Origin of the sequence: Tianweitania populi, from assembly GCF_014652875.1 — a bacterium.
Classification (GTDB): Bacteria; Pseudomonadota; Alphaproteobacteria; order Rhizobiales; family Rhizobiaceae; genus Tianweitania; species Tianweitania populi.
Map to the genome: position 1 here is coordinate 1738151 of NZ_BMZQ01000001.1, position 19435 is coordinate 1757585.

The 19435-nt window shown below is 62.4% G+C and carries 18 protein-coding genes; 5 read left to right on the forward strand and 13 right to left on the reverse strand.

All coding sequences use genetic code 11. The annotated features are described in order from the left end of the window. The first annotated feature begins 161 nt into the window (after positions 1-161). Positions 162-1043 (forward strand): glycoside hydrolase family 26 protein, encoded by an 882-nt coding sequence (locus IE166_RS08480; RefSeq protein ID WP_189502996.1) that lies wholly within the window; start codon positions 162-164, stop codon positions 1041-1043. A gap of 15 nt (positions 1044-1058) precedes the next feature. Here IE166_RS08480 and IE166_RS08485 read toward each other — a convergent pair whose 3' ends face one another. Continuing rightward, positions 1059-2282, reverse strand: coding sequence for a serine hydrolase domain-containing protein (locus tag IE166_RS08485; RefSeq protein ID WP_189502997.1), 1224 nt, complete (start codon positions 2280-2282; stop codon positions 1059-1061). Between the two features lie 150 nt (positions 2283-2432). Next, entirely contained in the window at positions 2433-3632 is a 1200-nt protein-coding gene (locus IE166_RS08490; RefSeq protein ID WP_189502998.1) for an acyl-CoA dehydrogenase, read from the reverse strand. Between the two features lie 130 nt (positions 3633-3762). Here IE166_RS08490 and IE166_RS08495 point away from each other — a divergent pair, with 130 nt between their 5' ends. Beyond that, positions 3763-4665 carry a LysR family transcriptional regulator gene (locus IE166_RS08495; protein WP_189502999.1) on the forward strand — a complete coding sequence of 301 codons (903 nt, stop codon included), beginning with the start codon at positions 3763-3765 and terminating at the stop codon, positions 4663-4665. 10 nt (positions 4666-4675) lie between these two features. Here IE166_RS08495 and IE166_RS08500 read toward each other — a convergent pair whose 3' ends face one another. The 11 genes from IE166_RS08500 to IE166_RS08550 form a co-directional block, all read right to left on the reverse strand. Beyond that, positions 4676-5887 (reverse strand): pyridoxal-phosphate-dependent aminotransferase family protein, encoded by a 1212-nt coding sequence (locus tag IE166_RS08500; RefSeq protein WP_189503000.1) that lies wholly within the window; start codon positions 5885-5887, stop codon positions 4676-4678. Between the two features lie 81 nt (positions 5888-5968). Next, positions 5969-7021 (reverse strand): ABC transporter substrate-binding protein, encoded by a 1053-nt coding sequence (locus IE166_RS08505; RefSeq protein ID WP_189503001.1) that lies wholly within the window; start codon positions 7019-7021, stop codon positions 5969-5971. A gap of 40 nt (positions 7022-7061) precedes the next feature. Continuing rightward, on the reverse strand, positions 7062-7433 hold the full coding sequence (locus IE166_RS08510; RefSeq protein ID WP_189503002.1) for a RidA family protein: 372 nt from the start codon (positions 7431-7433) through the stop codon (positions 7062-7064). Between the two features lie 17 nt (positions 7434-7450). Further along, positions 7451-8512, reverse strand: a complete 1062-nt coding sequence (locus IE166_RS08515; protein WP_189503003.1) for an ABC transporter ATP-binding protein — start codon at positions 8510-8512, stop codon at positions 7451-7453. Between the two features lie 43 nt (positions 8513-8555). Further along, on the reverse strand, positions 8556-9347 hold the full coding sequence (locus IE166_RS08520) for an ABC transporter permease (protein ID WP_189503004.1): 792 nt from the start codon (positions 9345-9347) through the stop codon (positions 8556-8558). 6 nt (positions 9348-9353) lie between these two features. After that, on the reverse strand, positions 9354-10199 hold the full coding sequence (locus tag IE166_RS08525; protein ID WP_189503005.1) for an ABC transporter permease: 846 nt from the start codon (positions 10197-10199) through the stop codon (positions 9354-9356). 82 nt (positions 10200-10281) lie between these two features. Further along, positions 10282-11334, reverse strand: a complete 1053-nt coding sequence (locus IE166_RS08530) for an ABC transporter substrate-binding protein (RefSeq protein ID WP_244641365.1) — start codon at positions 11332-11334, stop codon at positions 10282-10284. Between the two features lie 33 nt (positions 11335-11367). Further along, entirely contained in the window at positions 11368-12342 is a 975-nt protein-coding gene (locus IE166_RS08535; RefSeq protein ID WP_189503006.1) for a dipeptidase, read from the reverse strand. After that, the gene (locus IE166_RS08540; protein ID WP_189503007.1) at positions 12339-13067 is read right to left on the reverse strand and encodes a hypothetical protein; all 729 of its coding nucleotides are present in this window, start codon (positions 13065-13067) and stop codon (positions 12339-12341) included. Before IE166_RS08540 ends, IE166_RS08535 begins: the two co-directional genes overlap by 4 nt. Further along, positions 13064-14782 carry a hypothetical protein gene (locus tag IE166_RS08545; RefSeq protein ID WP_385964986.1) on the reverse strand — a complete coding sequence of 573 codons (1719 nt, stop codon included), beginning with the start codon at positions 14780-14782 and terminating at the stop codon, positions 13064-13066. Before IE166_RS08545 ends, IE166_RS08540 begins: the two co-directional genes overlap by 4 nt. Continuing rightward, the gene (locus IE166_RS08550) at positions 14779-15483 is read right to left on the reverse strand and encodes an IclR family transcriptional regulator (protein WP_244641423.1); all 705 of its coding nucleotides are present in this window, start codon (positions 15481-15483) and stop codon (positions 14779-14781) included. Before IE166_RS08550 ends, IE166_RS08545 begins: the two co-directional genes overlap by 4 nt. A 313-nt stretch (positions 15484-15796) precedes the next feature. On the opposite strand from IE166_RS08550, the gene IE166_RS08555 reads away from it, so the two are divergent. The 3 genes from IE166_RS08555 (at position 15797) to IE166_RS08565 (ending at position 19435) form a co-directional block, all read left to right on the forward strand. Further along, on the forward strand, positions 15797-16381 hold the full coding sequence (locus tag IE166_RS08555; protein ID WP_189503009.1) for a cupin domain-containing protein: 585 nt from the start codon (positions 15797-15799) through the stop codon (positions 16379-16381). An 80-nt stretch (positions 16382-16461) separates the two neighbouring features. Beyond that, positions 16462-17760 (forward strand): 4-aminobutyrate--2-oxoglutarate transaminase, encoded by a 1299-nt coding sequence (gene gabT, locus IE166_RS08560; RefSeq protein WP_189503010.1) that lies wholly within the window; start codon positions 16462-16464, stop codon positions 17758-17760. A 124-nt stretch (positions 17761-17884) separates the two neighbouring features. Next, positions 17885-19435 carry an acetolactate synthase large subunit gene (locus IE166_RS08565; protein WP_189503011.1) on the forward strand — a complete coding sequence of 517 codons (1551 nt, stop codon included), beginning with the start codon at positions 17885-17887 and terminating at the stop codon, positions 19433-19435.

The window sequence follows — 19435 nt, forward strand, 5'->3', positions numbered from 1 at the left end:
CCGGTGCCGCAGTCGCCGCTTCATTCTTGTGTAGATAGGCATCATAGCATCATTTTGCAGCGCGGTGCTGAACAATCGCACAGCCGGCGAACAAGCCGTGCCGATAACGCTGCTTGGTTGAGCTAAGCGCACGACTCTCATATCTGAAGCGGACGCTGACGATGTTTCGCTCCTTCATCCAGGCGGGCTTTGAATGCGGCCGCCTCGAATGGCAGAAGAACTTCTGCCTTCTGTCCGGCTCGCGTCATCTGCCCGAACAGGACATGGCCGCCCATTACGCCATCGTCAAAGCGCATGGCATCCGCACGGTGCGCGACGGCCTGCCCTGGTGGCTGCCCATGGAGCCGCGGCTGCAATGCGCGCGCAATGCCGGCCTCGAAGTCATCTGGGACCTCAACCATTACTGGCGCCATCCCGATCCCGTCGGCTATGCCGAGCGGGTCGCACAGGCCGTCCAGACCGTGGTGCCGGATCAGACCTTTTGGTGCTGCTTCAACGAACTCAGCTTCCACCCCCGCATGGTGCCGGGCGAGAGCTTCGATTATGTCGTCGAGCAATCGCGCACCATCCTCTCGATCCTCAAGAACAGCCTACCCGATGTCCGGCTGGTCACGGCCGAGCCCGCCCATCTTCCGCACGAGATCGGCGCTCATGCGCTGGCTGACTGCGCGGATGTTATCGGCATCAACGTCTATCCGCACGAACTCAAGCGCGACATCAGCCGCTCATTGAAGGATGTGGCGGCGCGCTATGGCAAGCCGGTGATGATCGCCGAAACCGGCCTGCATCACGGCCATCATCGCCGCTGGAAAGGCATCAACGACAAGGGGCATTGGCTCGAAACCGTGCTCGACGCCGTGGCGCGCTCCAAGGTCCACGTCATGGGCATCTGCCTCTACCCGATCGTCAACGCGCCCGCCTGGAACGCGCCGCATCGCCGCCGGTGGGATCACGGTCTGATCCGCGAAGATCTCAGCGTCGATCGAAGCCTGTCGGACGCCATCATGCGCGAAACAGGCGCTGATCGCTCACAGGCAGCCTGATTCAGCCCGACTCGCCTACTGAAGTTCGTCGGCCACCGCATCGAAGAACAGATACGGGTCGATCGGCTCCTTGTCGGTCGGCTTCGGCTGCGCACCGAAGGTCACCACCACAACGTTCTTGGCGGGATTGATGTAGATGTTCTGGCCCTGGATGCCGATCGCGCCATACGCGCCGTCCTTCATGGAACCCGGCGTCCAACCGGTCCACCACATATAACCGTAGTCCAGCTTCTCGCCATTCTTCAGCGTGGTCGGCTGCGAAGCCTCCTTCACCCAACCGTCCGGCAGGATCGAAGAACCACCGATGGTGCCATTCTCCAGGAAGAACTGCCCGAAGCGGGCATAATCGCGCAGAGTCGCGCTGATGCCGCTGCCGCCGATCTCGACGCCATCGGGAGAATCCAGCCACCAGGTCGCGTCGGATTCCATGCCGTAAGGCTGCCAGATCTTTTCCGACAGATAATCCGCCAGCGGCTTCTTCACCGCGCCGCGCACGATTTCGCCCAGCACCTGCGTTTCGCCTGTCGAATAGGTGTTCACCGTTCCCCGCTCGGCAGCGCGCGGCAGGCTCGCCATCAGCTTCATCGCCGATCCCGGTTCTTGGGCAATCTGCGCCTTCAACAGCGCTCGGCGGTCGGACTGGGGATCGGTATAGGTCTCGTTCCATTTGACGCCGGACGACATCATCAGCACGTCCTTCACCGTCACGCCCTCATAAGCGCTGCCTTTCAGCGCTGGGACGTAATCCACCACCTGCGCATCCAATCCGGATATCAGCCCGTCCTTGATCGCGATTGCCGCGAGTGTCGAGGTGATCGACATCGACATCCACCGCGTTTGTTCGGTGTTGCCGCGCTGGTAGGTCTCGTAGGCGATCTTGCCGTCCTTCAGAACGAGCATCGCCGTGATGCTGTCCAGCGCCATGAAGTCGTAGAGGTCGTAAGACTTGCCTTCGACATCGAACTTGACGTTGGTCAGCGGCTCGTCGGCGCGCTCGAATTTATGCACCTTTCCGCCGGCCTTGATCGTGTGGGTCGGAAACAGCCGATCGATATTGCGGAAGGTCGCAACCGCATCGTCCGGCAGCAGCGCGCCATCATAGATTTGCTCGACCGTGCCGATCTTCTCGTCCGCATGCGGATTCGGCGCGGCCTGCGCGAAGGCGCCTCCAGCGCTACCGAGCAACAACAAACCGATCAGCATCGGCCGTGATTTCTTGAGTGTTGAACGGTTGCGCATCGTGTCCCCCTTGATGTTCCGCCATGTTGGCGAAACACGCATTTCTTGACAAGCCAAACGCGCGTTTTGTGCTGCCACTCACCCAAGTCGCGCTGCGATACGACCGTGCAACGAGGGGTCGCGCCTAGTTTCCGGCGCGACCGATGGTGCTCAGAAGAACGCCTGCAGCCCGGTTTGCGCCCGGCCGAGGATCAGCGCATGAACGTCATGCGTGCCCTCATAGGTGTTCACCGTTTCCAGGTTCTGCGCATGACGCATGATGTGGTAGCCGATCTGGATACCGTTGCCGCCATGCATGTCGCGAGCTTGGCGGGCAATATCGAGCGCCTTGCCACAATTGTTGCGCTTGACGATGGAGATCATTTCCGGCGCCATCTTGCCTTCGTCCATCAAGCGGCCGACCCGCAACGAACCCTGTAGGCCAAGCGCGATTTCGGTCTGCATGTCCGCGAGCTTCTTCTGGAACAGCTGCGTTTGCGCCAGCGGCTTGTTGAACTGCTTGCGGTCGAGACCATACTGACGCGCGCGGTGCCAGCAGTCTTCCGCAGCCCCCATCGTGCCCCAGGAAATGCCATAACGCGCCCGGTTCAGACAGCCGAACGGACCCTTCAGACCGGACACGTTGGGCAGCAGCGCGTCTTCGCCGACTTCCACGCCTTCCATCACGATCTCGCCGGTGATCGAAGCCCGCAACGAAAGCTTGCCCTCGATCTTCGGCGCCGACAGCCCCTTCATGCCTTTTTCCAGCACAAAGCCGCGGATGGCATTATCATGCGCGGCCGACTTCGCCCAAACCACGAAAACGTCGGCAATTGGCGAGTTGGAGATCCACATCTTGGAGCCGGACAGGCGATAACCGCCGTCGATCTTCTCCGCACGCGTCTTCATGCCGCCGGGATCAGAGCCCGCATCCGGCTCGGTCAAACCGAAACAGCCGATCCACTCGCCGGATGCGAGCTTCGGCAGATACTTCTTGCGCTGTTCTTCCGAGCCATAAGCGTGGATCGGATACATCACGAGCGAAGACTGCACGCTCATCATCGAGCGGTAACCGGAATCGACGCGCTCGACCTCGCGCGCGACCAGACCATACGACACGTAGCCGGCGCCAACGCCGCCATATTCTTCCGGGATCGTCACGCCGAGCAGGCCGGCCTCACCCATCTCGCGAAAGATCTCGGGGTCGGTCGTTTCGTCGAGATAAGCGCGCTCGATGCGCGGCGCGAGCTTGTCGGCGGCAAAAGACGCCGCGGAGTCGCGGATCATCCGCTCTTCTTCCGTCAGCTGATCCTCGAGAAGGAATGGGTCCGACCAGTTGAACGCGGCCGTTTTGGCTGAAATGTTCGACATAAACTGCTCCCATCAACGCAACACCATTCCGCTCTCACGGACGGCGCTAATCCAGATCATTCGCTAATGCTTTCCAAGGTAGGGGCAAAGCGCTATTTTTCCATGACTTCATGCATCGAATGAATGATCCATGCGCGCGCGTCGCTTTATTCCCTCCCTTAGCCAGCTCCTCGCCTTTGAAGCGGTGGTGCGCCATCAATCCGTGACGATTGCCGCCAAGGAAATGAACCTGACGCAAAGCACGGTCACGCGCCTCCTGCAAAATCTCGAAGGCCAGATCGGCCAGCCGCTGTTCGTGCGCGAGCGCAAAAGGTTGGTCCCGACCGATGCCGCAAAAGCCTATTGCGCCGACGTTTCCGCTGCGCTGAACATGATCCAGCGCGCCAGCATGGGGCTGATGACCAATCCCGATGGCGGCGCCCTGTCGCTCGCCGTTCTGCCGACCTTCGGCACCCGCTGGCTCGCGCCGCGCCTAGCGCCCTTCCTGCAAGCCAATCCCGGCATCACGGTCAATCTGGCAACGCGCGTACAGCGCTTCAGCTTCGACACCGAAAGCTTCGATGCCGTGATCTTCTTCGGGCAGGCCAACTGGCTGCGCGCCAACCACATGAAGCTGTTCGACGAGCATCTGACAGCCTGCGCCTCGCCCGACTTCCTGCGCCGCCACCCAATCTCAACCGCAGCCGAACTCGCAAACCTGCCACTGCTCCAGCTCGAAACACGCCCGACAGCCTGGAGCGCCTGGTTCGAAGGCCAGGGCGCCAATCCGCCTGCGAAATCAGGCATGTTGATGGATCAATTCTCCATGATGATCCAGGCCGCGATCTCCGGCCTGGGCATCGCCCTTCTGCCGGACTATCTCGCCTGGGCAGAAATCGCAGAAGGCCGCCTTCGTCCCGTGCTGCGTCCGAGCGTATCAGGCGCCGGAAGCTATTGGCTGGCTTGGCCCGAAGCCAAGGATCGCTATGGCCCCCTGCGTGCCTTCCGCAATTGGATGGCGCAAACGGAAGCGCCCGAGGAGGTCACGGCCTGACCGCATCCGCTTACCGCCGCGTCGCATCCGCAATCACCGCCGCAGCCTGCTCGATCGCACCGCTGCCATGCGGGATATCAAGCGCCAGCAGACCGGCCTGCATCACGGCCAGCGCACCCAGCGTCATATGCGCATTGACATAACCCATATGCGCAAGCCGCAGATGATCGTGGTGGGCAGGCTCCGTCGGCAGCGCCATGCCGAGCCCGATGCCCAGCGTCAGCCCGGCATTGTCTTCGGCCCAACGACGCAAGCGAGCAGCTCCACCATTGCCGATGCGGATGGAGGTCACTGCGTGTGACCGCGCAGCAGGATCAGTGACGTTCAACCCGATCTCGCCGCCACCCGTACCCCAAGCATCCACGGCGGCCCAAACCGCGCGCGCCAGCGTCTGGTGGCGAGCAACAACGGCGTCGACACCTTCCTCAGTGATGAGGGCAAGCGCTTCCCGCAATCCGTAAAGCTGCTGCGCCGGGGCAGTGCCGGCAAAAGCCCTATAAAATTCCGGGCTGAAACAGCGCGTGCGCCAGTTCCAGTAAGGAGTCACGAGATCGGCCTTTTCCGAAACATCCTTCGCCTTATCCGAAAACCAGACGAAGCTCAGGCCGGGCGGCATCATCAACCCCTTCTGGCTGGCGCCGATCAGAACATCGACGTCCCATTGATCGAACCGGATCTCCTCGCAGGCCACCGAAGCGATCCCGTCTACCAGCAGCAGCGCCGGATGCCTTGCGCGATCAATCGCCGCGCGCACGGCGGCAATGTCGTTGCGCACCGTCGTCGCCGTATCCGTATGCGTCATCAGAACGGCACGGATCGTATGCGCGGTGTCCTGTTCCAGCGCACGCCCAATCTGATCTGGATCGATCGACCGGCCGCGCCCGAAATCGAGCGCATCGACTTCGATACCGAGGCCGCGCAAGCTAACCGCCCAGGTCTGCCCGAAATGGCCGGTGATCGCCGACAGGGCCTTGTCGCCGCGTGAAAACACGTTGCTGCTCACGGCCTCCCAGGCGCCATGGCCATTGGCGATATACACCGCGACATGCGCCGTCGTGCTTCCCACCACCGCGCGTAGATCGCGCAAAATGCCCGGATACATCTCGTGAAGCTCGCCTTCATAGATGTTGGGCGACGGCCGGTGCATGGCGGCCAGAACACGATCCGGCACAACGGTCGGTCCGGGAATGGCAACATAAGGACGTCCGGCAGCCAGGGTCATGGCAGGCACTCTCTTCTATGATCCAAAGCGGTCATGCCGCGCCCCGCAAGGCACGGCAAGACGGTCATCACGGCTGCATGGTCAGCTCAGGACCCATTCCTCGAAGCGCTCGGTCAGTTCGGCCGGATCGATCCCGAAGTTTTCCAGATCCTGCGCCACGACCTGCTCGGCATAGCGGGCATTGGTCGGCATGCGCTCGGCCTGATCCGGCGGGATCAAAGCAAGCGAGGCTGGGTTGAGCGGCCCGTCCTGTTGCGCCTTGGCAAAGCCCGCCAGCGGCGCGGCGGATGTCGCGAAAGCCACGAACTTCTTGGCGTTCTCTACATTGGGCGTGTCCTTGGCGACGACCCAGTAAGCCTTGTCGAGGATCGCCTGGTTCCACGTCATGGCAACAGGACTACCGCCATCCTGCGCGTTGAAGAAACGCGTGTTCCAGATGCCGATCATGTCGACTTCGCCATCGCGAAGCAGCTGGCTCGACTGCGCCCCGGCCGTCCACCACACCACGACATGCTCCTTGATCCGGTCGAGCGACTTGAAGGCGCGCTCCACGTCGAGCGGGTAAAGGTCCTTGGGAGCCACACCATCGGCAAGAAGCGCGATGGGAATGACGCGCGCCGCGTAGCGTTGCAGCGATCGCTTGCCGGGAAAGCGTTCCACATCCCAGAAGTCGGCCCAGCTCTTCGGCTCGTCACCGAATTTGTCCTTGCGCCAGCCCATGAGCGTGGCAAAGGCGTGCGAGCCCATGCCGTTGTTGTAAAGACCGCCCGGATAGCTTTCTTCGAGATCTTCCAGCAGCCCGTTCTGGTTGGCGCGCACGAGCTCCGCCGCGCCCAGCGTGGTGACGTCGAACTCATAGGTGCCGGTGTTGACCTGCTGCGCCAGCTTGGCGAAGGACACCGGCGAAACGGTCTGGATCTTGATGCCGGTCTCGGCGGTGAACGGATCGAACAGGTTCGCCCGCGCCGCTTCTTCCCATTCGCCGCCCCAGGTGTTGATCGACAGCGCAGTCTCCTGCGCCCGCGCCACGAAGGGCGTGGCCAAAGGTGCCGCCGCGAGCGCCGCCGCACCGGTCAGAAACCCTCGCCGTGTCGGACGCAGGATCGTGTTCTGTCTGCTGATGATGTCGCGCATTGCTCTCCTCCCTAAAGAACTGCGTTCGGTTGTCTTGCTGTCAGTCCGTCGCACAGACCATGATCATTTCGACCTTGAGGTCGGGGCTGGCGAGACCGGCGCTGAAGCAGGCGCGTGCGGGCGGCGTGATGCCGCCGACCCACTCGTCCCACACCCCGTTCATTTCAGCGTAATCGCTCATATCCGGCAGGATAATCGCCACGAACAGGAGCTTGCTCTTGACGCTGCCGATCTCGGCCAGGCGCAAATCCGCCTTGTCGAGCAACTGCCGCGTTTGCTCGGCGGTGCTGAGCGACGGGTCGTAGGGCGCTTTCGGCGTGACGGCGAAATAGCCGGTGCCGTGATGGGTCACGGCAAGGCTGGCGCGATTGCCGGTACCGAAATAGGAGATCATGTCTGTAAGCGTATTCATGGAAACTTCGTTCGAACTCATTTGGCGATGAGGTACACTGCGTCAGGCGTCCAGCTGATGCAGCAATCCTGGTTTTCCTTGATGATGACGACATCGGCGCCGAGCACCCGCACCCGCATGGTGAGATCGCCGACCTTGCCGATCACCAGCGCGTTGTCGCCATAGTTCACGATCGTCTCGACCTTCATCTGCGCGTTGCGGCGGCCCTCAATCGGGTTGCGCGACAGGCGCATATGTTCGGGGCGGATCATCAGCGTCACGCCCTGCCCCTTCTTGGCCTTGTCGGTCGGCGCGTATTCGACCTCGCCGAGATGCGCGGCACTGGCAGTGCGTGCAACCGGATCCGTTACGACCGCCTCGATCAGGTTGCTTTCGCCGATGAAGCCCGCGACGAAGCGTGTTTCCGGCTTGTGATAGAGGTCGAGCGGCGCGGCTACCTGGTTGATGCGTCCGCCTTCGAACACCACGATCCGATCCGACATCGACATGGCTTCTGTCTGGTCATGCGTCACGAAGATCGTGGTGACGCCGAGCGCGCGCTGGATGCGCTTGATCTCGATCTGCATCTGCTCGCGCAAATTCTTGTCGAGCGCGCCGAGCGGTTCGTCAAGCAGCAGCAGCGACGGTTCGAACACCAAAGCGCGGGCCAAAGCGACGCGCTGCTGCTGACCGCCGGACAGCTCCTTTGGGTATCGGTGGCCGAAATCCCGCAAGCCCACCAGCTCCAGCATTTCTTCCGCCCGCTTCAAGCCGGCGGCGCGCTTAACACTGCGCATCTGCAGCGGGAAATACACGTTCTCTGCCGCCGTCTTATGCGGAAACAGCCCGTAGTTCTGAAACACGATACCGATATTGCGCTCGTGCGGCGCCAAGCCCTGCAAAGGGCGGCCATCGATCTCCACGCTGCCGGTGGTCGCCTTTTCGAAGCCGGCGATGATCATCAGCGTCGTCGTCTTGCCCGAGCCACTCGGCCCCAGAAAGGTGACGAACTCGCCCTTGGCGGCGCTTAGATTGACATCGTTCAGCGCCACGAACTGGCCGTAGCTCTTGTTGATGCCTTTGAGGTCGAGATAGCTCATTTTTCTTCCTGATCGGCCGGCCGATGGCGGCGTCTGAATGGGGTCAGGCGGCTTGGACGCGTGGACGGCGGTTGCGCAGGGCGGCAACCAGCCTTGGCCCCACCAGCCCGAGCAGCACGAGAGCGAACAACAGCGTCGAGATCACCGCGATCACCGGATCGGCCTCCTGCCGGATGCTGTCGAACATCTTGCGCGGCAGCGTTTCGGCGTTGCGGCCCGAAATGAAGATCGACACCACCGTTTCATCGAAGGAATGGATGAAGGCAAACAGCGCGCTGATGATCAAACCGGGGCGCAAAATTGGCAGCGTCACATGGATGAAAGTCTTGGTCGGGCTCGCCCCCAAACTCATCGCCGCGCGCTCCAGCGTCCGGTCGAAGCCCTTGAGGTTCGCGGACAGAACGAGAAAGGCGATCGGCACTGCGAGTGCCGTATGGGCCAGCACCACACCGATATGCGTATGCACGATGCCCATCGCGCCGAAATAGGAGTAATAGCCGACCGCCATTACGATCGACGGCACCGCCAGCGGCATCAGCATCATGAGGTCGGCGATCGAGCGGCCGCGAAACTGGTGGCGCACCAAGGCAAAGGTCGCGGGCACCACAAGCAGCATAGTCAGCACGGTTGTGGCGGTGGCGATGATGATGCTGTTCCAAGTTGGGATCAGCCAGCTCGGATCGGAGAAATAAGCCTGGTAATAGCCGAGCCCATAGCCTGGCGGCGGGAATTGCAACGAGCGGGCCGTGGAGAACGACATCGGCACCACGATCACCAGCGGCGCGGCGATGAAGATGACGACGACAACGCCGAGCCATTTCATGAAACGTGTCATGGCAGATCACCCCCAGAGTTTGTCGAGGCCGAAATGACGGTGATAGATCGTGAGGATCACCATGGTGAAAACGAGCAGCACCATGGCCAGCGCCGAGCCCATGCCAAAGGCCAGGAACTCGTCGAGCTGGGTGCCGATCAAACCGGCGATCATCTGCTCGCGCGGGCTGCCGAGCAGCACCGGCGTCACGTAGAAGCCGAGGCAGATCACGAACACCAGCACGCAGCCGTTGGCGATGCCGGGCGCCGTCAGCGGCAGATAAACGTGGCGCAGCAGCGAACCGCCGCGCGCGCCAAGACTTTCGGCCGAGCGCACCAGCACCGGGTCGATCTTCCGCATCACCGAATAGATGTTCATGATCATGTAAGGCGCCAGGATGTGGACCATTGCCAGCGTCGAGGAAAAGCGCGTGAACAAGAGCTGCGGCGGATTGGTGATGCCGACAGCCTGGAACAGCCAAACCAGCGGCCCGTTTGTGCCGAGAAGCACCATCCAGGCGTAGGTGCGCACGAGGAAGCTCGTCCAGAAGCTCATCGTCACCAGCAGCAGGATCAGCATGGCCGTGCGCTGGCTGCTGACCGACATCAGGTAAGCCAGCGGGTAACCCACCAGAAGGCAGCAGAGCGTCACGAAGCCGGCCGTCAGAAACGTGTTGATGAACACCTTCTGGTAAAGCGTACCGGTCAGTGCCCGCTCATAGTTGGCGAAGGTCAGGCGCGGTTCGGTGAAGCTCATCACGGCCACGTCGATCAGCGGCACGACGAAGAACACGACAAGAAACACGGCGAGCGGCGTCAACAGGAGCCACGGCCACAGGTTCTTTCGTTCGGTCATGTTGGAAAGGCCGGTCATCTCTGCCGTTATCGGTTCGAGCTTGGAAATAAGCCGCCGCAATCAAAGCGCGGCGGCAGTCTTGGGTGGGCCGCTCAGCGGCTCAGCTTGCGAGCCATTCTTCAAACCGCTCGGAAGCTTCCGCCGGATCACCACCGAAGTTGGCCATGTCCTGTTCGAAGGTCTGGGAATAGTTGGCTGGCGCGGTCGGCATGCGCGCTGCCGCATCCGCCGGAATGAATTCGTTCGATGCCGGGTTCAGCGCGCCATAGTCTGCCTGCATCACGAACTCAGCCAGCGGCTTTGCGCTGGTAGCAAAGGCGATGAACTTCTTGGCGTTCTCGGCATTCGGCGTGTCTTTCGCCACAACCCAATAAGCGCGGTCGATTTCGCCCTGGTTCCACGTCATGGCCACAGGCGCCCCGGCCTTTTCAGCCTCGAAATAACGGCCGTGCCAGATGCCGATCAGGTCCACTTCGCCGTCGCGCAGGATCTGCGTCGATTGTGCACCGGCCGTCCACCACACGCGGACGTGATCCTTGATGCGGTCAAGCGATTCAAAGGCGCGGTCGAGATCGAGCGGGTAAAGATCCTTCACTTCAACGCCATCCGCCAGAAGCGCGATCGGCAGCACGCGTGCGGCATAGCGCTGAAGCGACCGGCCGCCGGGGAAGCGCTCGACGTCCCAGAACTCGGCCCAGGTTTTCGGCCCTTCTTTGATCTTGTCCGTGCGCCACGCCATCACGGTCGCGAAAGCATGCGACGCAACGCCGTTCTCGAACAACCCGCCTTCATAAGGCGCTTCGAGGTCTTCGATGATGCCGGCCTCGTTGGCGCGCACCAGCTCGCCCCCGCCAAGCGTGGTGATGTCGAACTCATAGGTGCCCGTATGCACCTGCTGCGCCAGCTTGGCGAAGGAGACCGGCGACAGGGTCTGGATCTTGATGCCGGTTTCGGCCGTGAACGGATCGAACAAATGGGCACGCGCCGCCTCGTCCCACGGCCCGCCCCAGGTGTTGATGTAAAGAACATTGTCCTCAGCGCGCGCGACATAAGGCGCGGCAAGCGTGGAAGCGGCCGCCAGGCCGGTTGCCTTCAGAAAAGTGCGTCGGCTCGGCGTCATTAGGGACGCCGGATCAAGCGTGAATTTGGGCACGTCCAGTTCTCCTCTTTTATTATGCTTGGCCAGTTAGTTTGATGGTCGGAACGTCGCCTCGTAGAGCCGAAGCCAGTTCTTGTGGGTGATCTTGGCGACCTCCTCTTCCGAGAAGCCCACCGCGCGCAGGCCGCCGGGAATGACGTTCATGTCTTCCACGGTCTGGAACCAATCCGGCGGCGGCGCCTTCAGCGGCTTGCCGGCGGCACTTGCGCCATATTGAACGCCGCGCGTCCAGCGACCCTGCCGCATCCAGGCATAATCGGGTGCCGTGAAGTTGTGGCTGCGATCGGTGCCGATCGCGACGGAATCGATGCCGGCGATATCGACGGTTCTAGCGACCATCCCGCACCAGGCTTCGATCGACTTGCAGTAGTCATCGCCGGTGATGTTGCGGTAAGCGGCACAGCCGATCACGCCGCCTGTTTGGCCCAACGCCTTGATGACATCATCCGACTTGTTGCGCTTGTGGTCGAACAGCGAACGCGCATTGGCATGCGTCACAGCGATCGGCTTTTCCGATGCCTCGATCGCGTCCAGCGTGGTGCGGTCGCCGACATGGCTGCAATCCACGAGAATACCGGCGCGGTTCATCTCCAGAACCACTTCCTTGCCGAAGCGCGCGAGGCCGGAATCCTCCACCTCGTAGCAGGAACCGCCGAGCTCGTTCTGGTTGTTGTAGGTCAACTGCACGACGCGCACGCCGAGTTCGGCAAACATCTCGACCAGCCGGATGCGGCCTTCAAACAGGTTGGCGTTCTGGTAGCCGAGGATCACGGCAACCTTGCCTTCCGCGCCTATGCGGGCGATCTCGGCGGCCGTCGTGCCGATCTCGGCGACATCCGAATTGTCGCGCACCAGATCGCGCCAAAGGCCAAGCGCATCCAGCGATTCCAGCGCGCCTTCCCAAAAGCCGCAAGTCACCACCACGCCACCGACGCCAGCGCGCTGCAGCGATTGAAAAGCCTCGCGATCGAAGTGACCGCATTGCAGACCGTCGATGATCATGGGTTCGCGCCCTTTTCTTGAGTTTGCTGCGAGGCGGGTGCGGCCAGGAACGACACATCGGTGTCATCGTCATTGTCCTTGCGGCCGGTGACACTGCCGTCTTCGTTGACGATCATCGGCCCGGCATGGCGACGTGACACCACCGTGTCGGCGGCCAGCGCCTTCTTGGCGTGGTGATAAACCCGCCACCAGAGATCGGCCTCGATCGGCGTGCCGTTGCACAGGAGATCCCACAAAACCGGATCATCCTCGGCAACCCTGCCGGTCAGCGGCTGCGGCTTGGCGGTGACAACGCCACCCTCTTCGACGGTGACCATCAGCCCAGTGCGTCCGCCCAACGCTTCCGCAATCTTCACCTCAGCGGGTTCGACCGCATTGCGAACGGTGATCCGCGCCGCGCCATGCACGGCTATGAGTTCGCCGAGCAGATCGAGCAGGCTCGGCACCACGACCCAGCCATGCTGGTTGCCGGCGTCGAGCTCCAAAGCCGCACCGTTCTCGGCCGTGATCGTGATTGCTTCCGGCTTCGCATCGGCCAGCAGGGCGAAGTGCTCCTCCAGGGCGGCGAAACCGCCGAGGCCGAGCTTCTGCGAAAGCATCACGAAGTCCTGCATGGCCAGAAAGAAGCCCTTGGGCAAAGCCGTCAGCGACAGGATGCGTTCGGACATGAGCCGCATTTCGCGCGGCATGATTTTGAGCGTGGTCATGGATGCGGGATCACTCATGCGAGAACCGGTTCGGGCGGATAGAACCAAGGCCCGGTATGCCCGGAGCGAATGTCCTGTGGCGTCGGAGCGCCATGGTAAAGCACGCCGCGCAGGTTGCGGTTCAGGAAGTCGCGTGTCTTGTCGATGCCGTGGATGGCGACATTGAGCAGCCGCACCAGATCGATCGGCACAAAAGCGTCCGAATTGATGTTGGCATGCGGCGTGTGATAGCGGCGCCCGCGCAGGCTTTGGATGCGCGACAGGATGAAGCGATGTTGCGGATGCTTCATCAAGAAGCGCGCAACGGTCAGATCCGGGTCCGACGCTTCGAGATCGTCGGCCAGCGTCTGGATGCCGCCGCAAATATCAAGGCCGAGATCCAGCGCATCCGGCACTTCCTCGCGGGCACCGCGGCGCGGCTCTTCCGCCGTTTCGGACTTGTACCAGATGTAGCGATAAGCATCCGGACCGGACAGGTCGGTGCGCAGCGCCCAATCATACTCCGCACGGATCGTGGCAAGCAGATCAGCTGCCGTCTCAGCCGGCTGGACGTTGAACTCGTCCGGCGCATCGATTTCCAGCATCGCCGCGTCAGATACATCCGGCACCAGTTCGATCAGCAGCGACAGGAAGGTTTCGTAAGCTTCCGGGCTGAGCGTCGTTTCAAACTGCCGCGCCAGTGCATCGAAAGCTCGAACATGGCGCGTTCCATCCACCAGACCGGTGCGCAACAGCGCTTCCAGCGAGCCAGCGACCTTCTCGAGATCATCCGCAACTGTCTGGCTCGACGTAAAAGCCTCATAGACCATCTTGTCCTGCCGCCGGAACGTGATCGCGCGCCGCACAAGGCCAAGCAGGTCTTCGACCCGCGTATCGCCGGCATCGAGCTTCAGCGACCTTGCCTCGGCAATGGCATTTTCCCGCGCACTTAATATCGCGTCGATCAGGCGGGGATGCTTGTGCGCAAAGAAGATCAGCCCCAGCGCCGAGCCATTGCCGACGCCAAGATAACGACGGATCGCCGGATCGAGCTTCACGGCCTCAGTACACTTGAGCGCAGCCAGATGCTCCACAAGGTCACAGGAATATTCGCGCATCAGATAGGCCGTCAGCAATTGCGCCTGCAGCACGCCGCCGAGCGGATGATCGCGGCCGAGCGACGGGAACGAGCGCGTCCCGAAAGTGCCGTTGCCATCCAGACCAGTGTTGCGCATGAGGTAGCAGACCTCGGACAAGGCCGAGACTTCCGGCTGGTGCCCGTCGGCTAGTGCTGCCAGTGTCTGATCGAACACCCGCATGGAGCGGTTCGAGCGGCACCAGATCAGCGCGTTCGGCGTTGCCCGGCCGTTATAGAGCTTCGGCAGTTCGACACGCGCGGACTCGATATCGGCTTCCGTCGCCGGCCCTTCGTTCAGCGTGCCCATCATGTCCCAGGCCCGGCCGATGATGCGTCCGGTGCGCGCCGTGCGGCTTGGCGGAAAGGAGAAACCGATAAATGAGAACTCGCGATCCGGCGTCTTGATCGAATACACCACCGTGCCGGACGCATTGGCATCGATATCAAAGCGCTGCACCGAAATGTCCCAGCGCTCGCGCACCATCTTGTTCATGAACGCACGCGCCCCGCTGACGCGGCTCGGCTGTAGGGCGCCCAGCGCTTTCGGCTTCATCAGCACATCGCTCGAACGCGGCGCGATGGCATTCGCGGGCAGAGAATTCTGGGTCACACTCATTTTGATGCTTGTTTCCCTTGTTGAAGCTCAGTGATCGCCTCGGCAGCCGCGCGCAGCGGCGCTTCGAAGCTCGCGAGCTCGAACCGGGTTTGCGGCATGATCAGCGAAACGGTGGCGGAGCAGCGCCCGCGCAGATCGAAGATCGGCGCCGCCATCGCGATCACGCCGCTCTGCGTGTAGCCGGAGGACACCGCGTAGCCGTTCTGGCGGGTTGCCTCGAGCACCACCTCGTCCGCCAGAGGCTCATCATTGGCACGCAGCCGCGCGAGCATGCCCTCATCCGCGAAGGCCGTCAGCACGCGGCCCGAGGCCGAGCCTTCCAGGGACATGGTCGTGCCGATCTTCTGTTCGGCCCGCAGCAGGCTTTGCGATCCAACACGCGCAACAATGCGCGGCAAGCCGCCTTCGAGCACCGCCAAGGACGCGGTTTCTCCGACCTCCTGCACCAACTTTTCCAACACCGAGCGGGCGCGCGTGCCGAGATCGGCCTGTTCAAGGGCAGCATCGGCGATGCGGCAGGCATGCATGGACAAGCGATAGCGCATGTCGTCGTCCTGCTCGACCCAGCCAGCTTCCATCAGCGTCAGCAGCCGCTGATACGCAGTCGGCCGCGACAACTGCATGGCGGCGGCGATCTCCGGCAGCTTCATGCTGCGCGAACTGTTCGCCAGCACATCCAGCACGGCCATGGTCTTGAGCACGGTGCTCAAGGCCCGAACCCCACCTTCGCTCTGTATTCGCTTAGAATATGCAGTATCCATACTGAATACGGTCTTGTTGAATGGGCCCGCTGTCAAGCGCCTCAACCGTGCCAACGGCGGCTAGGAAGCGTCCTTTCGTCCTATCTGTCTGGAAAAGCTTGAGATATTTTTTTGCAAAAAACGCGCTATGATGCGGCATATTTGTAGATCGTCCGGTCATTATCTTAAACATTCCTGCTCAGGCACATGCTGACTCACAGCCTAGCGCCATCGGGAAACAGGCTGCCTGACGAACAAGGAAGGGCACGCGATCTTGGATTTTCAGTTTGATATCGGCGCTCGTTTGAAGGCGATGCGCTCGGCCGCCGGCCTGTCCCAGCGCCAGCTGGCGGAGCGCGCAAACGTGCCGCATGCGCAGATCTCGAATGTCGAGAAGAACAAGGTCAGCCCGTCCGTGTCCACCCTGCGCCGCATCCTCAGCGGCGTCGGCGTCAGCATGGCGGACTTCTTTGAGCCGGAACGCGAAGTGCCGCCCGGCCCGTTCTTCGAAGCGGATCAGCTGCTTGATCTAACATCAAAAATTGCCGTAAACGCCATCGGCGAAGGCACTGGCCGCATGGCTTTCCGCCAGATCGGCGATGCGCGCAGCCACAATCTGCAGATCCTCCACGAAGTCTATGAGCCGGGCGCCGATACGGGCGAAACCCTGTTGCAGCATCCCTCGTCGGAAGGCGGCTATGTCGTGGAAGGCGAGTTGGAGGTGACGGTGGATTCCGAGATTCGCGTGTTGCGCGCCGGCGAAGCCTATCTGTTCGATAGCCGCCAGCCGCATCGCTTCCGCAACCCGTCGGACAACCGAACGATCGTCATCTCCGCCTGCACACCACCCTACCTGTGACGGTCACAATCTTGAACAAGACTTGCTCATTATTTTGAGCAACGATATGCTCTCCTTCGATCGTACCTAGGAGAGCCGTCATGTCGTTGTCCCAGCAGTTGCAGAGCCGCCAGAAAGCCGCCGTCGCGGGGGGCGTCGGCACACGATCCATTTACGCCGAGCGCGCGCTGAACGCCGAACTGTGGGACGTGGAAGGCAAGCGTTACATCGATTTCGCTGCCGGCATCGCCGTCAACAACACCGGCCACCGCCACCCCAAGGTGATCGGCGCCGTGCAGGCGCAGGTCGAGCATTTCACCCATACCTGCTTCCACGTCGCACCCTATGAAGGCTACATCCGCCTGGCCGAGCGCCTGAATGCGATGGCGCCCACCGGTGGCGAAAACCGCACAATGCTGGTCACCACCGGCGCCGAAGCCGTCGAGAACGCCGTCAAGATCGCCCGCGCTTACACCAAGCGTCCAGCCGTCATCGCCTTTTCCGGCGCCTTTCACGGCCGCACGATGCTGGGCATGGCGCTGACCGGCAAGGTCGCGCCCTACAAGAAGAACTTCGGCCCGTTCCCGGCCGAGATCTACCACGCGCCCTTCCCCAACACCTACACCGGCCCATCGGAAGACGAAGCCTTTGCCGGCCTCGAGCGGCTGTTTGCAGCCGACATCGATCCGGACCGCGTTGCAGCCTTCATTATCGAGCCCGTACAGGGCGAAGGCGGCTTCAACGTCGCGCCCTTCACCTTCCTCAAGCGCCTGCGCGAACTGGCCGACCGCCACGGCATCCTGCTGATTGCCGACGAAGTGCAGACCGGCATGGCGCGCACCGGCAAGATGTTCGGCTTCGAACATGCCGGCGTGAAGCCCGACCTCATCACCATGGCCAAAGGCCTCGCCGGCGGCTTCCCGCTTTCGGCCGTCACCGGCCGCGCCGAAATCATGAACGCCGCTCATCCCGGCGGTCTTGGCGGCACCTATGCCGGCAATCCGCTCGCCGTTGCCGCCGCCAATGCGGTGCTCGACGTGATCGAGGAAGAGCAGCTGTGCGAACGCGCCACGATGATTGGGGAGCGCATCACGTCGCGCCTCCAAGCCTTGGCTGAGCGCCAGGGCATGGAGCGCATCGGCCATGTGCGCGGCCTCGGCGCCATGGTCGCCTTCGAACTCGTGCATGACCGCGCCACCCAGGAAGCGGCACCCGAACTCACGGCCAGCATCGTCGCCGAAGCGGAAAAGCGCGGCCTGATCCTGTTGTCTTGTGGCACGCGCTTCAACGTCATCCGCATCCTCACGCCGCTCACCATCGGCGAGGACACGCTGGAAGAAGGTCTGGAGATCCTAGAAGCTTCGGTGGAAGCCGCCTTTTCGGGCCACGCCAACCACTAAACCCCGAGCGATCGGCCGGATGGCTCAAGCCTTTGCGCCCTCTGGCTGATCGCGCCCACACATTGCGTCGTGCAGCCTGCTGCGCGATACCTGTCTTGTTTCCATTGGCGAAAGGAAAGTGGCCATGAACGGCGCTGATATGCTGTGCGACGTGCTGCTGGTGAACGAAATCGACACCTGCTTCGCCAATCCCGGCACATCCGAGATGCATTTCGTGGCGGCGCTCGATCGCAAGCCTGAGATGCGCTGCGTGCTCGGCCTGTCCGAAGGCGTGGTGACGGGTGCGGCCGATGGCTATGCCCGCATGGCCGACAAGCCGGCCGCAACCCTGCTGCATCTCGGGCCCGGCCTGGCCAACGGCCTTGCCAATCTCCACAATGCGCGCCGCGCCCGCACGCCGATGCTCAACGTGGTCGGCGATCATGCGACCTACCACCTGCAACACGATGCACCGCTGACCTCCGACATCGAAAGCCTGGCGCGGCCCATGTCGCAGTGGGTCGGCCGCGTCGCCAATGCGCAGGATGTGCGCTCGAAGACCGAGGAAGCCTACACTGCCTCTTTGACCAAGCGCGGCGTGTCGACGCTGATCCTGCCCGCCGACGCCGCCTGGACCGGCCTTGAAGCGCCTGCTCCGACGCGCGTGCAGATCCCGGCCGCACCGCTTCCCGAAACATCGGAGATCGAAGCCGCCGCGGCGGCGCTGCGCGGTGCACGCAAAGGTGTACTGATCCTCGCCGGTCTCGCTTTGCGCGAAAAGGCGTTGGAAACGGCCGGCCGCATCGCCGCCGCCACAGGCGCTGCCCTGTTCACACAAACGCCCGCGCGCATGGAACGCGGTGCTGGCCGCGTCGGCGCGACACGCGTGCCCTATCCCATCGCGCAGGCCGTGGAATCCTTGAAGGCGTTCGATGTCGCCGTCTGCATTGGCGCACCGCAGCCCGTCGGCTTCTTCGCCTATCCCGATAAGCCCGGCCTGATGCTGCCGCCCGGCTGCGAGGTGCTGGAAATCGGCACGCCCGAACACGATCTTGCCGCGACGCTGGAAGCCATCGCCGATGAACTCGGCGCCGGAGAAGGCAAGCCCTTCACGCGCAATCCATTCAACCAAAACGAGATCGCCGCACCGACTGGCGCCTTGAACGGCGACTCCATCTCCATCGCGGTTGCCCGCGCTCTGCCGGAAAATGCGATTATCTGTGAAGAAGCGCTCACCTCGGCGGGCCAGCTTGCTACCCTGGCGCCCGGTCTGCATCCGCATGATTATCTCACCATTACGGGCGGCGCGATCGGCATCGGCATCCCTTTATCGGCTGGTGCGGCCATCGCCAGCCCCGGCCGGAAGGTCATTTCGCTGCAGGCCGATGGCAGCGGCATGTACACGGTTCAGGGCCTGTGGACGCAGGCGCGCGAAAACCTGGATATCGTGACCGTCATCTATTCCAACCGGAAATACGCCATCCTCCAGGGCGAGATGCGCAATGTCGGCGTCAACGACTTCGGCGTGAATGCCCGCCGCATGCTCGACCTCGACAAGCCCGAACTGGACTGGTGCGCCCTGGCCAAGGGTATGGGCGTCGAAGCCGGCCGTGCCACCACGATCGAGGAGTTCACCAAGCTGTTCGACGCCGCCTTGTCGCGCAAAGGTCCATTCCTGATCGAGGCGATGATCTAG

What these genes read in the sequence shown, in the direction of transcription:
- IE166_RS08545 (WP_385964986.1), bottom strand. Translation starts at nt 14,782, where the DNA reads ATGAGTGTGACCCAGAATTCTCTGCCCGCGAATGCCATCGCGCCGCGT.
- IE166_RS08495 (WP_189502999.1), top strand. Translation starts at nt 3,763, where the DNA reads ATGCGCGCGCGTCGCTTTATTCCCTCCCTTAGCCAGCTCCTCGCCTTT.
- IE166_RS08520 (WP_189503004.1), bottom strand. Translation starts at nt 9,347, where the DNA reads ATGACACGTTTCATGAAATGGCTCGGCGTTGTCGTCGTCATCTTCATC.
- IE166_RS08525 (WP_189503005.1), bottom strand. Translation starts at nt 10,199, where the DNA reads ATGACCGGCCTTTCCAACATGACCGAACGAAAGAACCTGTGGCCGTGG.
- IE166_RS08490 (WP_189502998.1), bottom strand. Translation starts at nt 3,632, where the DNA reads ATGTCGAACATTTCAGCCAAAACGGCCGCGTTCAACTGGTCGGACCCA.
- IE166_RS08480 (WP_189502996.1), top strand. Translation starts at nt 162, where the DNA reads ATGTTTCGCTCCTTCATCCAGGCGGGCTTTGAATGCGGCCGCCTCGAA.
- IE166_RS08515 (WP_189503003.1), bottom strand. Translation starts at nt 8,512, where the DNA reads ATGAGCTATCTCGACCTCAAAGGCATCAACAAGAGCTACGGCCAGTTC.
- gabT (WP_189503010.1), top strand. Translation starts at nt 16,462, where the DNA reads ATGTCGTTGTCCCAGCAGTTGCAGAGCCGCCAGAAAGCCGCCGTCGCG.
- IE166_RS08500 (WP_189503000.1), bottom strand. Translation starts at nt 5,887, where the DNA reads ATGACCCTGGCTGCCGGACGTCCTTATGTTGCCATTCCCGGACCGACC.
- IE166_RS08485 (WP_189502997.1), bottom strand. Translation starts at nt 2,282, where the DNA reads ATGCGCAACCGTTCAACACTCAAGAAATCACGGCCGATGCTGATCGGT.
- IE166_RS08565 (WP_189503011.1), top strand. Translation starts at nt 17,885, where the DNA reads ATGAACGGCGCTGATATGCTGTGCGACGTGCTGCTGGTGAACGAAATC.
- IE166_RS08510 (WP_189503002.1), bottom strand. Translation starts at nt 7,433, where the DNA reads ATGAATACGCTTACAGACATGATCTCCTATTTCGGTACCGGCAATCGC.
- IE166_RS08505 (WP_189503001.1), bottom strand. Translation starts at nt 7,021, where the DNA reads ATGCGCGACATCATCAGCAGACAGAACACGATCCTGCGTCCGACACGG.
- IE166_RS08535 (WP_189503006.1), bottom strand. Translation starts at nt 12,342, where the DNA reads ATGATCATCGACGGTCTGCAATGCGGTCACTTCGATCGCGAGGCTTTT.
- IE166_RS08540 (WP_189503007.1), bottom strand. Translation starts at nt 13,067, where the DNA reads ATGAGTGATCCCGCATCCATGACCACGCTCAAAATCATGCCGCGCGAA.